12 protein-coding genes are annotated in these 13,314 nt (G+C 48.8%); 3 read left to right on the forward strand and 9 right to left on the reverse strand.

Going from position 1 to position 13,314, the window contains the following annotated elements; genetic code table 11:
* From L0156_28305 to L0156_28315, 3 genes are all read right to left on the reverse strand, one after another.
* A partial coding sequence (locus tag L0156_28305; protein MCI0606905.1) for an HAD family hydrolase occupies positions 1-585 on the reverse strand: 585 nt, incomplete at its 3' end.
* A 1-nt stretch (position 586) separates the two neighbouring features.
* Positions 587-1,813 carry a VWA domain-containing protein gene (locus L0156_28310; protein ID MCI0606906.1) on the reverse strand — a complete coding sequence of 409 codons (1,227 nt, stop codon included), beginning with the start codon at positions 1,811-1,813 and terminating at the stop codon, positions 587-589.
* Positions 1,814-1,850: 37 nt separating this feature from the next.
* Entirely contained in the window at positions 1,851-3,326 is a 1,476-nt protein-coding gene (locus L0156_28315) for a magnesium chelatase (GenBank protein MCI0606907.1), read from the reverse strand.
* A 132-nt stretch (positions 3,327-3,458) separates the two neighbouring features.
* Between L0156_28315 and L0156_28320 the strand changes: the two genes are divergently transcribed.
* The gene (locus L0156_28320; GenBank protein ID MCI0606908.1) at positions 3,459-4,388 is read left to right on the forward strand and encodes a 2-dehydropantoate 2-reductase; all 930 of its coding nucleotides are present in this window, start codon (positions 3,459-3,461) and stop codon (positions 4,386-4,388) included.
* Between the two features lie 28 nt (positions 4,389-4,416).
* On the opposite strand, the gene trxA is transcribed toward L0156_28320, so the two are convergent.
* Entirely contained in the window at positions 4,417-4,746 is a 330-nt protein-coding gene (gene trxA / locus L0156_28325; GenBank protein MCI0606909.1) for a thioredoxin, read from the reverse strand.
* 77 nt (positions 4,747-4,823) lie between these two features.
* The gene (gene glgA, locus L0156_28330; protein ID MCI0606910.1) at positions 4,824-6,266 is read right to left on the reverse strand and encodes a glycogen synthase GlgA; all 1,443 of its coding nucleotides are present in this window, start codon (positions 6,264-6,266) and stop codon (positions 4,824-4,826) included.
* A gap of 215 nt (positions 6,267-6,481) precedes the next feature.
* On the opposite strand from glgA, the gene L0156_28335 reads away from it, so the two are divergent.
* Entirely contained in the window at positions 6,482-7,603 is a 1,122-nt protein-coding gene (locus L0156_28335) for an inositol-3-phosphate synthase (protein MCI0606911.1), read from the forward strand.
* A gap of 24 nt (positions 7,604-7,627) precedes the next feature.
* On the opposite strand, the gene L0156_28340 is transcribed toward L0156_28335, so the two are convergent.
* On the reverse strand, positions 7,628-8,740 hold the full coding sequence (locus L0156_28340; protein MCI0606912.1) for a D-glycerate dehydrogenase: 1,113 nt from the start codon (positions 8,738-8,740) through the stop codon (positions 7,628-7,630).
* Between the two features lie 114 nt (positions 8,741-8,854).
* The gene (locus tag L0156_28345; GenBank protein MCI0606913.1) at positions 8,855-10,024 is read right to left on the reverse strand and encodes a pyridoxal phosphate-dependent aminotransferase; all 1,170 of its coding nucleotides are present in this window, start codon (positions 10,022-10,024) and stop codon (positions 8,855-8,857) included.
* A 142-nt stretch (positions 10,025-10,166) separates the two neighbouring features.
* Between L0156_28345 and L0156_28350 the strand changes: the two genes are divergently transcribed.
* Entirely contained in the window at positions 10,167-11,330 is a 1,164-nt protein-coding gene (locus L0156_28350; protein MCI0606914.1) for an acyl-CoA dehydrogenase family protein, read from the forward strand.
* A gap of 135 nt (positions 11,331-11,465) precedes the next feature.
* Here the strand turns inward: L0156_28350 and L0156_28355 are convergent, their stop codons facing one another.
* The gene (locus L0156_28355; protein MCI0606915.1) at positions 11,466-12,401 is read right to left on the reverse strand and encodes a hypothetical protein; all 936 of its coding nucleotides are present in this window, start codon (positions 12,399-12,401) and stop codon (positions 11,466-11,468) included.
* Complete coding sequence (ftcD, locus tag L0156_28360; protein ID MCI0606916.1) at positions 12,398-13,303, reverse strand: glutamate formimidoyltransferase; 906 nt, start codon at positions 13,301-13,303, stop codon at positions 12,398-12,400. Before ftcD ends, L0156_28355 begins: the two co-directional genes overlap by 4 nt.
* Between the last annotated feature and the right edge of the window lie 11 nt (positions 13,304-13,314).

A 13,314-nucleotide genomic window follows, 5' to 3' on the forward strand; every position in this document is an offset into this window, starting at 1 on the left:
AACGGAGATTTCTCCGGGACGTTTGTATCCGACAAAAAGGATGCCGGCCGCCTCCGCTGCCTCAGCATCGTAGATAGAATCTCCCACATAGCAGACTTCCTGTTTGGATAGACTCAGAACTTCCAGCGTTTTTAACAATAAATCCGGCGCGGGCTTCGATTCCTTTACCTGATCCACACCGATAACGGCATCAGGATAGTTCATTAACCCTGCATGCTTTAACAGATCATTCACAATCGCAGTTGGAGAATTGCTCGCAACAGCGATTTTCCTGTTCTGCGATTGAAGATGCCTCAAGAACATTTCGCTGCCTGGCTCCAGTTTTGCCCAGCGAGTGTAATCGCCGAAGCGCGTTTCATAAAACGCCATCAACTCTTCCAGACTCCATTCGGGGAAAAAGGCGTCTCGATCCTCTTCCGGACCCTGCCCCCAGCGACTATCGAATTCCTCAAGTGACACAGGAGTTTTCCCCTGTTCCCGCATGGCATCTTGAAGCAAACGAAACCAACAATCGTAGGAACCTACGAGCACGCCATCAAGATCGAAGAGAATAGCTCTACAGGAACGCAAAAAGGAGTTGCGCACGCTATTGTTTGTATTTGGTTTGCGTTTTTCGGTTGAGATAATCGAAGAGGATGTATTCGCCGAGATTGTAGGGACTCGTAAAATATGCTTTCCCGCGGCACATCTGCGTTAGTTTTTTCACGAACGCAACGAGATCACAATCGGAAGCAAGCATGAACGTGTTGATCAGGATGCCGCCTTTCCGACATTTGGATGCTTCTTCGAATGTATGGCTCACGATCATTGGATCGAGGCCAAAAGCATTCCGGTAAATTTGTCCGTTATCCAGAGTCATGGCGGACGGCTTGCCATCGGTAATCATGATGATCTGCTTCATATCCTTTCGCTCGCGCGAAAGAATGCGTTGCGCCAATCGCAAACCATCCCGCGTATTCGTGTAATAAGGACCCACCTTTACAGTGGCGAGCTTCTTCAATGGAATTTCCTCAGCCCCATCATGAAAAAGCACAACATGAAAACTATCACCCGGATACTGGGTTCTGATCAGATGAGCCAGCGCAAGCGCCACCTGTTTTGCGGGAGTAAAGCGATCTTCCCCATAAAGAATCATGCTATGACTGCAATCAAGCATCAGGACGGTCGCGCAGGAACTCTGGTATTCGGCCTGCTGAACCATAAGATCTTCTTTTTCTAACGGGAAGGGAATTTGCAGTCCGGCTCTTTGAATGCATTTCAAAAATGTTGCGCTGATATCCAGATTCATGGCGTCGCCAAATTCGTAATTCCTGGGAGCCTCTGAAGTTTCAATGCCTGTGGACAAATGATGAGTGTCGTGCCTCCCTATGCTGCTGCGGCCAACGGCGCCGAGCAGATCTTTCAGCTTTTTGAACCCGAGAAAATCGATGCTTTTGTCTGTTAATTCTATGCGTGTGTTCATCGGGTTTTCAGAATGATCCGGTGGTGGAACGATCTCACCAGCCTCATCAGACCAGCCGGTTGCTTCCTGACGGATGTATCCTTCCTCTTCCATTCGCTGGAGAATCTGGCGAATCAGTTGCCTCAACTGGTCATCATTCATGTTTTCTGTCGATTCCCACTGAGACATTTCATCCATCAGCATGTCGTACAGATCTTGCATGGTTAGATCTTCACCTGAGGAATAAAAGCGGCTGTAGAAATCCTGAAACCCTGATTGGAGTAAATGATCAGAGAGTTTTTCCAGTAAATCTTCGAGACTTAATTCCGACCAATCCTCAAAATACTTCGTGTAGTTTGTATATCGGCTCATCTCTCACTTGGCCCACTAGTGACTAGTCACTGGTCACTTAATTATAATGTTTTTTAACTCGATCGTAATTTTGAAAGATCTGTTCCTGGCTCTTCTTGGCTGCCGTGTAGATTCCCTTTTCTTCACTGCGGCTGATTTTTTTCTGCGAGCACAGCCCTTCTAGAATGAATTCACAACCGGCTATCAGCATGCCCTTTTCGCCATGGCCATCCATGCCAAGAGCGGCGACTTTTTCCACCAGAGTAGGAACGCGTTTGAAATCGGCGAGGCATTCCTCATTGGATGCTGTCTGTTTTACACGCAAGGTTCCGCCGTTTTCGAACCACTGTATGACCTGGCTTAACTCTTCTCCCGGTCCGAAATACTTGATAAACGTTTGACCGATTGCGCAACGGATAATGTCGCGCCCCACCTGTTCAGCGCCGCGCAGTTCCCCTTCATATTCGAGTTCCAGTTTTCCGGTGATCGAAGGGAGCGATTGATACACATCTGTGACTCTCGCAACAGGTTTCTCGCTATTTACGAGCCCGCGACGCTCTGCATTGCTGACAACGTTTTCCAGGCAGGTAATCGGTAAGCGTTGTGATACGCCGGATCTTTTGTCGATCCGTTTGTCTTTGCGGGCCTGAAAAGCAACTTCCTCCACAATCTCTCTTACAAAGATGGGAAGCATCGGTCCTTCCTTGCCACGATGCGTCCAAGCTTCCTGTTCCGTGATCTTGATTCCTTCTTCAATCGTTGCAGGATAATGAGTGTGGATTTCCGAACCGATACGATCTTTTAAGGGAGTGATAATTTTCCCGCGCGCCGTATAATCCTCAGGGTTTGCTGAAAACACCATCATGATATCGAGCTTTAAACGAACTGGATAACCTTTGACCTGAATGTCCCCTTCCTGCAGAATGTTAAACAAACCGACCTGAACCTTGCCGGCAAGATCCGGAAGTTCATTAATCGCAAAAATGCATCGATTTGCTCGCGGGACCAGACCATAATGAATCGTCAACTCATCGGAAAGTTGCAAACCCCCGCGCGCTGCCTTGATGGGATCAACATCACCGATCATATCGGCGATGGTTACATCCGGCGTGGAGAGCTTTTCAACGAAACGGTTCGAACGATGAAGGAACCGGATCTGCGTCTGGTCCCCCAGCTTTTGAATCAGATCGGAACAAATACGGCATATCGGACGGTACGGTTGATCGTTGATTTCGCAGCCGGCAACCACCGGCATGTATTCATCCAGCAGATTGACCATCTGACGCATGATGCGACTTTTTGCCTGGCCACGCAAACCAAGAAAAATGATATTGTGACGGGAAAGAATGGCGTTGATAATTTCCGGGATCACTGTGTCGTCATATCCGACAATTCCCGGAAATAGGATTTCTTTCTTCTGAAGTTTCTTGATCAGGTTTTCGCGCATCTCCTCTCTAACCGAACGATTTTTGATGCGCAATTCACTCCATTCGCTTTTCTTTAACTCCCCTAAAGTTTCAGGATGATGACTCATGGCTCACTGCTCATTGGTTTCACACTCCTCGAACAAGGTATAATTCTAAGCTTCGGTTGAAATGATGACAAGGCGCGCGGTTAGTACCGAGTACCGAGTGCTGAGTGATGAGTGCTGAGTGCTGGGTAAAAAATGAAGATTGCGGTTTACGGTAGCGGAGGAGTTGGCGGTTACTTTGGTGGGCAGCTTGCGCTGGCCGGTGAACAGGTCTATTTCATAGCACGCGGCGCGCATTTGCAGGCGATCCGTGAAAACGGATTGGAAGTTGCGAGTAACAAAGGTGACTTCAGGATTCTACATGCGCTTGCTGCAGAGAGGCCTTCGGAAATTGGTCCTGTCGATATTGTTCTTGTTGCTGTTAAGGCGTGGCAAGTCCCTGAAATTGCGCCAACGCTGGAACCATTGCTTGGCCCCGATACGTTCGTCGTGCCGCTGGAAAATGGAGTTGAATCAGCGGATCAGTTGGTCTCGGTGATCGGCAAGGACCGCGTCGTTGGAGGACTCTGCAAAATCATCAGCTACATTGAGGGACCGGGAAAAATCAAACATGCCGGCGCAGAGCCTTTTATCGCGTTTGGAGAACTGGATAACAGAAAGAGTGAACGAACGCAGAAACTGTTAGCATCCTTTAAGAGAGTTGGAGTGGCTTCGAAAATTCCCGAAGACATACACGCAGCTATCTGGGAAAAATTCTTATTCATCGCTTCCATCAGCGGTATCGGGGCCGTCACGCGCTCGTCAATCGGCATTTTGCGAACTTTACCGGAAACGCGCGCGATGCTAGAAGAGGCGATGCAGGAAATTTACAGTGTGGCGATAGCGAAAAGGATACCATTGAAAGATAATGTGATTGCAAAAACGATGAGTTTCGTAGATCAACTTCCCGCATCAGGAACAGCTTCGATGCAAAGAGATTTGGCAGAAGGAAAACCATCGGAGCTGGATGCTCAAAATGGCGCTGTGGTCCGCTTTGGAAAGGAAAAGAATGTGCCAACGCCCGTGCACGCTTTCATTTATCACTGCTTATTGCCTTCCGAGTTGAAAGCACGCGGAAAGATTTAAACAAACCGCCAAGTCGCCAAGAAAAATCCTAACCGATATGCTGCGATAGTACCTGGACGATTTCATTCTTTGGACGGTTGCCGATGAGCACCGTCTTGATCTCACCGTTGTTAAAGAGAATGAGTGTTGGAATGGATCGCACCCCGTATTTGGCGGCAGTCCGCTCGTTTTCATCCACATTCAACTTTCCTACTTTCATTCGCCCTGAGTAGGCGTCTGCAATGCTGGCAACTGTTGGAGCGAGCGCATGGCAGGGACCACACCACTCTGCCCAAAAATCGACCAGCACAGGTACGTTTGCCTTTAACACTTCCTGGTCCCAGTTCGCATCGGTTACATGAATAATATTTTCAGCCATAAAATTTCCTCCTGGCTCGATGAAACCACAGATGAACACAGATCATAAACGTAGCGTATTAATTTACGCTTGCGGCGTTAAGATTTCAACTGAAGGGCTTGATCGTAAAGCGACATGTACCTTAAAGCAGAATTCTTCCAGCTGAAATTTGCCCTCATTCCGTTTTGCATCATTCTCTTCCACATTCGTTTGTCTTCGAAAGCTTTCCTGGCGCGGGCAAAGGCCTCTACGAGAGCTTCGGATTTGTAAGGTCCGAATTTGAAACCGTTCCCGGCTTGATTCTCCTGGTCCCATTCCTGGACCGTGTCCTCCAGGCCCCCCGTCGCGCGGACCAACGGTACAGTTCCGTATTTCAGGCTGTACATTTGATTTAATCCGCACGGCTCATAGCGGCTTGGCATCAAGAACATATCGGCCCCGGCTTCCAGCCGGTGGGCATAAGCTTCGTCGAACCGCAATGCAATGCTCACCTGATTCGGGCGCCTGCTCCGCAATTTCTCAAAAAATCGTTCATATCGCGCGCCACCGGTCCCCAGCACAATCAGAAACGCTTTGCTGTCCAAAATCCGATCTGCCGCAGCTTCCACGAGATCAATACCCTTCTGAAGCGCAAGTCTCGAAATCATTGCCACAACCGGCCAATCACTATTCGCCTCCAAACCAGCTTCCGCGAGTATGTTCCGCTTGCATTCAGCTTTTCCTGATAAGTCAATGCAACTAAAGTTTCTTGCGATGTAAGCATCCGTTTCCGGATTCCAAATCTTTTCATCGATCCCGTTCAGCACGCCAAACAATCTGTCTTTTCTCATCCTCAACACACCCTGCATCTTGCAGCCATATTCATCCGTTTGAATCTCCTTACTGTGCCGGGGACTCACGGTTGTCAGAAGGTCTGAATACAGAAGACCCGCCTTCAAGAAACTTACGGTAGTGTAAAATTCCAGACTTTCCGGCGTGAAATATTCAGGGCCGAGTTCCAGCAGCGAAAAACGACTCCCTGAAAAATTCCCCTGATACGCAATGTTATGAATTGTGAAAAGAACAGGCGTCTTACTGATCGGATCGTGATAATAGTGAGTTCGCAAAAAGAGCGGAAAAAGCCCGGTGGGCCAGTCATTGCAATGAAAGATATCAGGCGGTTCCCCTTTCCTTCTAAAGTATTCGAGGCAAGCGCGAGTAAAAAAAAGGAAGCGTTCATCGTTGTCCGAATATCCACCGGAGGAGTCTCCATAAATCCCGCCCCGTTGAAAGTATTGCGGAGAGTCGATCAAGATCAGCTTCATTCCTTCATAGAGCGCCTCCACGATGGAATAGGTCACTTGCCTGCCCGCAAATGTCAGGCGCAACGGACTGATGAGTCCTGTAGGAAGAATCGGGAAATTTCCGTACAGAGGCATCATGAGCGTGACCTGATTCCCGAGCTTGACCAGTTCTTTTCCCAAGGCGCTGACCACATCACCCAGTCCCCCGGTCTTCGCAACAGGCACGGCTTCGGACGCAACGAGCGCGATTTTCAACATAAGCGTTTTCGATTATACATGGGTAGAACGCCACAGAAGATTGGCGGAGAACGCCATCTCATTGTTGCACTTTCAAAGCTAGGTTCTGGATCCACATGTGCAAGTTACTGGATTGAAATAGTTTAGCTTTTACCCACAATCTGGCACGGTTTTTGGTGTATAGAAAGCGCGCGATGTGTGTATTTCGCGGAAGTTCATCTAACAGGAGGCTGAAAATGAGTAAGATTCGCGTAGCAATTGCAGGAGTTGGAAACTGTGCCAGTTCTCTGGTGCAGGGAGTGGAATACTATAAGTTAACCGCGCCGAACAGTCTTGGATTGATGCATTATGACATGTGCGGTTACAAACCATACGACATCGAAATTGTTGCTGCGTTCGATATTGACGCGCGCAAAGTTGGCCGGCCTCTTTCACAAGCAATTTTCGCGAAACCGAATTGCACACAGGTTTTTTGTGCTGACGTTTCCGATAATGGCGTGACCGTCCAGATGGGAAAAATCTTAGATGGTGTGGCGGATCACATGCGTGACTATCCGGAAGAGCGGACTTTTGTTCCCGCAAATTTGCCTCCGAGTGATGTGGAAGCCGTGTTACGCGAAACCGGAGCAGACGTTCTGCTTTGCTATCTTCCTGTCGGTTCGGAGCATGCAGCACGATATTACGCGAAAGCCTGTTTGAACACGGGCGTGAGTTTTATCAATTGCATTCCTGTCTTTATCGTTTCCAACAAAGAATGGGCCGAGGCTTTCAACAAAGCCGGCATCCCGGTTATCGGAGACGATGTGAAATCACAACTCGGCGCAACAATTCTTCATCGCACTTTGATGAAGATTTTCCAGGAACGTGGAATTCGAATCGAACGAACTTACCAGTTGAACACCGGTGGAAATACCGACTTCTTGAATATGTTGAACCGGCACCGTTTGAAATCAAAAAAGATTTCAAAAACGGAAGCAGTTCAATCCACAATGGAAAACCGCTTGAAGGATGAAAATATTCATATCGGTCCTTCTGACTATGTGCCCTGGCAGAATGACAACAAGGTTTGTTTCATCCGGATAGAAGGACGGGGCTTCGGGGAAGTGCCGATGCACATGGAACTCAGACTCTCGGTTGAAGATTCTCCCAACAGTGGTGGGACGGCAATCGACGCAATTCGCTTGATCAAGATTGCCCGGGACCGGAAGCTTTCGGGACCGATGTATCCATCATCCGCTTATTTGATGAAACATCCTCCCATTCAGATGGATGACCGGGAAGCGCGGAAACTGATTGACGAATTCATAGGTGTCAAGGTCGAGGAAGTTGCGGATGCCCTGATGGCCGAAGCGATTTAAAGTTTCGCGGGCGGGACGCCCGCGCTACTTTGATTCGAAAGCTTCTTTGTTTACGACGTAAGGCATCTTTTTCGGACTGTCGTACTTGCCTTGCAGCATATCCAATACGGCTTGCACTGTGCGCCCCGCCATACCCACATTTGGATCCGTGCTAAGACGGGTTTGACGCGCACCGCTCGCAAAGTGATGGAACTTGCGGAGTTTCATATGCAATCGCGGATCGCGTAAGGGACTATCCATAGGAAGTGGCTCCACTTCAAAAACATCAAGAGCAGCTCCCGCGATCCAATCTTCGATCAGCGCTCTGTAAAGTGCTTTCTCATCAATGATCGGCCCGCGTGACGTATTGATGAGATAGCCGGTTTTTTTCATCCTCTGAAACTGTGGTTCGCTCATCAAATGGTATGTCGGCGTCTTGCTTTCATGAGGCATCAACAGCGGAACATGTAACGTGACGTAATCTGCCTTTTCGAGAGCTTCGTCGAACGTCACATACCGAATCGATTGAGGGCGAGTGACGAGTTTTTCCGCGGCACGCAAATCCATCAAGCGCTGAATCGATTCCACAAACTTGTGGTCTTGATAATCCGAATCGTAACAGAGAACATCCATGTCAAAACCGGCCGCTTTTTTGATGAATGACTTGCCGATTCTTCCTGTGCCGATCACCGCAACCGTTCGCGCGGTTACCTCATCACCCAGGAAGGGTTCGTATGGATGCCAGGAAGGCCACTTCCCTTCCTCAACGAGCCGCTCCGAAGAATAAAGTTTTCTTGCAGCGCATCCCATAATGAAGAAGGCAAACTCCGCAGTGGCATCCGTCAAAACATCGGCTGTGTTGCTAAAAGGAATTCGGTATTTGTTAGCAGCGTTCCGGTCGATATTGTTAAACCCGACCGCATCCTGCGCAATCATTTTCAGCGTATCCTTGCCTGCCGCAAAAACTTCTTCATCGATCGGATCCCGCAAAGTCGTGATCAACACATCTACGCCGGAACGAACTTTTTCCAGGATCACACTTTTCGGTGGAGCTTCGACGCTGGCATAAACTTCCACTACGTAGCCTTCATTGCGCAGACGGTCGAGAGCATCCTTTCCGATGTCTGCTGTGGCAAAAATTCTGAATTTCGAAGTCATTTTAGTCGTTGTTGTAGGGGCAGCGCATTCGCGTTTTTTGCGAATGCTCTGCCCGGCACGATACGGGCGCAGCATTTGTAAAAAACACAAATGCGGTGCCCCTACGCACCATCATTAAAGGTTATGAGTCCGCAGTGTGTTTTGTATTCTTTCCAGAGCTTCTGCAATCTTTTCTCTGGAGTTAGCGTATGAAAAACGCAGATACCCCTCCCCGAATGCGCCAAAAGCAGTTCCCGAGAGACAGGCCACTCCCGCTTCTTCCAAAAGGAGGTCCGCAAGTTTTTTCGAAGGGATCCCGAGTTTCTTTACACTCGGAAACGCGTAGAAGGCGCCGTCAGGCGTCCGGCAATGAAATCCTGAAGTATCGTTGAGGCCCTTTACTATAAAATCGCGTCGCTGACGAAAGACCTCAATCATTTCTTCCGGTTTTGATTGATTTCCTTGCAAAGCCTCCAAACCTGCGAATTGAGTAAAAGTAGAAGTGCAGGAAGTTGCATTCGTTTGAAGCTTACAAACTTGCTGCGCCAGATCAGGACGCATCACACCGTATCCCAATCTCCAACCGGTCATCGCAAATATTTTTGAAAAACCATCCAGAATGATCGTGCGATCCTTCATTCCGGGAAAGGAGGAGATGGAATGATACTCCCGTGTGTACAGGATTCGGCGATAAATCTCATCGGAGAGAATCATAAAATCAAAATTTTTTGCCAGATCAGCAATCCTTTCAAGATCGGACAAAGGAATCACACCGCCTGTTGGATTGTGGGGTGAGTTTAAAATCAGAAGTTTGGTTTTCGAGTTTACTTTTTTTGCCAGCTCTTCCACATCCAAACTCCAATTGCTCTCTTCCTTCAGCGGAATCGGAATCGCTTTCGCTCCCAGGTACTCGATCATGGATTCGTAGATCGGGAATCCCGGGTTCGGATAGAGAACTTCATCTTCCGGATCCACCAGCGCAAGAATCGTAAAAAAGATGATCGGCTTTGCTCCCGGTGTAACGACCACTTCCGCCGGATCAACAGCGATGTTGCGTGTTCGAGCGGTGTCTTCCGCAATCGCCTTTCGCAGTTCCGGCAAACCCGCGGAGGGTCCATAATGATGGGCGCCATGACGAAGCGCATAAACTGCAGCGTCGACGATGTTGTCCGGTGTGTCGAAATCCGGTTCCCCGATTTCGAGATGGACAATATTCTTTCCCTGAGCCTCAAGTTGACGAGCGCGCACGAGGACATCAAACGCCGTTTCAGTGCCAAGGCGCGACATGCGTGAGGACAATTTCATACTGCGCTATTATACGCAAACTTGAACACAATTGGCAGATAAGATAAAGTAAACCGCCAAGACGCCAAGGCGCCAAGAAAATAAAATTCTCTTTTTTCATCCTGACGTCTTGGCGCCTTGGCGGTTCAATAAGGAGCAATAAATGGAAGAACTTTTAACGCAGGAACAGCGCGACTTGAAGTATCGCGCGCGCGAAGTCGCTGAAAAATACGTGCGGCCGCAGGCCGCGCAACTCGATCGCGATGGAAAATATCCGTGGGAAATCATGGAAAAGATCGGTGAATACGGGTTGATGGGCGTGTGGGTTCCCAAAGAATTCGGCGGTGGTGGGGGTGGAGTCATGGAACTCTGCCTGGTTGTGGAGGAACTCAGCAAAGCATGCGGCGGCGTAGGAGTTGCGTATGCTGTGAATGCGTTGGGATCTTTTCCCATCATGATCGGAGGAAATGACGAACAAAAGAACACTTTTCTCCGTGATGTAGCTACCGGCAAGAAATACATCGCATTCTGTTTATCCGAAAAAGAATCAGGTAGCGATGCGGGAAGTTTGAAAACTTCAGCTGTTCGTGAAGGTGATGTCTACATTATTCATGGCGACAAAAAATGGACGACTAATGCAAATGCCGCGGAACTCTATACGGTGTTTGCAAACTTAAATCCAGACAAGGGAATGAGAGGGATCTCGGCATTCCTTGTGGAAAAGGGACATCCCGGATTCACGATCGGCAAGGAAGAAGACAAGATGGGAATTCGTTGCGTGCCGGTTCATGAAACGCATTTTAACAATTGCCGGATTCCTGCCAAGCAAATGTTAGGCAAAGAAGGGATGGGCTTCATGGTTGCAATGGCGACTCTGGATCGCGCGCGGCCTGGTGTTGCAGCGCAAGCTCTAGGGCTGGCTCAGGGAGCGCTTGATCTTGCACTGGATTGGGCATCGAAACGGAAACAATTCGGTCAAAACTTGATCAGCTTTCAAGCGATTCAGTTCATGCTGGCCGATCATGCCACGGAGATCGAGGCAGCGCGGCAGCTTGTTTACGCTTCCGCAAGGGCCGTCGATCAAGGCGTTAAAGGTTTTTCCAAACTCTCCGCGATGGGAAAGCTCTTTGCGAGCGATGTAGCAATGAAAGTCACCACCGATGCGGTTCAGATCTTCGGAGGCTACGGTTATTGCAGAGACTATCCGATTGAAAAATACATGCGGGATGCAAAGATCACTCAGATCTACGAAGGGACAAATCAGATTCAACGTCTTGTGATTGCGCGAACGTTGATTAAAGAGTTGGCCAGTAAGAGTGAAAGTTAGGAACGCAGGTCTAGCTTGTTTGAAAAATCAGTTGGAGCGCGGACTTCCAGTCCGCAAAAACGTCTTCGCTTGACAAGCATTTTGCGGGCAAAGATGCCCGCGCTCCCGCTCTAGGACCGCCAGCATCTGGATTTTTCAACTAGCTCGGCCGGACGCCCGCGTTACTTTGTTTATAGCCTCATCTGTTGCATCCTGTGTGATCACGCAGGAAGGCCCGATCAGCCACTTGTCGATTGATGCAAACCGTTTGCAGTCTTCAATAACACTGTCCGGGTTAGAGACCAATCTTTGCGGGTCAATTCCGCCTAAAACGAACTTTCCTATTTCTGCAGGGTCAGGAGCGCCGTCCGCAAAAAAATCATAGCTGAAGATGTCTGCAGGATAATCCAGCATGCGATCCAAATAGGTACGCTCGCCGCAAACATGCAAAATCACCAGCGCGTCACGATCCTGCAAAGCATTCAAAACCGGCAGCTCATACCTTTTTCCGAACTCTTCATATTCACTCCAGCTCATCAAATCTGAGCTGGCCCATTTCGTAGCAAAGAAAACACCATTCGCGCCCGCGTCCAGGCAGCGCATAGAAAAATCCAGAAACGTTTTGTAGATCGTTTCCAACAGATTGTGCGTTTCCTGCGGAGAGTTCTTGCGTAATGAATCAAAATCCTCTCTGCTGTTCATCAACCGGTGAGCAATCTCGATAGGTGAGAAGATCGTTTCCACGATCGGCAATTCGTTTCCGAAATGCTGACGAAGATTCCGAATCACCTGCAGTTGCTCCCCCAACGCTCCTTCACGCGGATCCAGTACAGAAATGTTTCGAACGTCTCCGGCAGTCGTAATCACGGGACGACGAAGTTCCGGTTCCCGGCTTGGATCGGCAAAAAACTCATACTCCGCTCCCCAATCCAGCGCGTGATAACAGGCAGGTGGATTGATTTTCATCAAGTCCCAGTTCCATTTCTCCTGCCACCGGATCATGGAGGTAGTCAATTCATCAACGGTTTTTTCGCGGTCATAAAAGTGGCGCCACAGACTTACCCATCGATGCTGAGGGTTTTTCTTTTTCATTCTTCCATTAACTTGTTTTCCAGAATTTGTGATGGGTTGAAATTCTCCATCTGCAAATAATAATCAGCGGTCTCGTAAAGCGCCTCAGCCGGAATCAATCCGATCAATTCGGTTCCGACCACATTCACTCCGTAACGCGCCGCTTCACGACGCACCATTTCCACGGCCCGGTAGACCGGTGTTTTCTTGTAGTCAGTCAAATTCATCGAAACCTGCGCGGTGTTGCGATCCTGCAGCATGACACCCATCGCTTTCACAAATCGCAATCCGCCGCTTGAATGGCGCACGGCTTTTGCAATCTTGTTTGCAATCTGAATATCGGATGTCCCGAGATTCACGTTGAAAGCGATCAAAGGCATCCGCGCGCCAATCACCGTAATACCAAAAGAAGGATGAACCTGGAATGGTCCCACATCCGGCTTCCACTCGGCTTTTTGAATTTTTTCAGGAAACCCTTCGAATTCTCCTTTACGAATATTTGAAAGATCTTTTCGCGCTTCGCTGGAAGCCGCGAACTCATAAAAGTAAACCGGAATTTCGAAACGTTGAGCGACCTCTCTTCCCAGCTCCTTTGCCAGCAATACGCATTCGTCCATTCTCACGTTCTTAATGGGAATAAATGGCGTAACATCCACGGCTCCGGCCCGCGGATGTTCTCCATAATGTTGCCGTAAATCGATTTCACGGAGACACACTTCGTAGAGTTTCAATATTTGCGCCCTCAAGCCTTCAGGAGAACCCGCAAGGCTGATGACAGTGCGATTGTGGTCGAGATCCGGCTTCACATCCAGAACGCGCGTATCAGGAACATCCTGGATCTCCTGCAAAATTCTTTGCAGAACATCCGTTCTCTTTGCTTCGCTTATGTTCGGCACGGATTCGATGATTTTGTTTAATTTCATTAGGCCTCCGA

This window comes from bacterium, assembly GCA_022616075.1.
Lineage (GTDB): Bacteria > Acidobacteriota > HRBIN11 > JAKEFK01 > JAKEFK01 > JAKEFK01.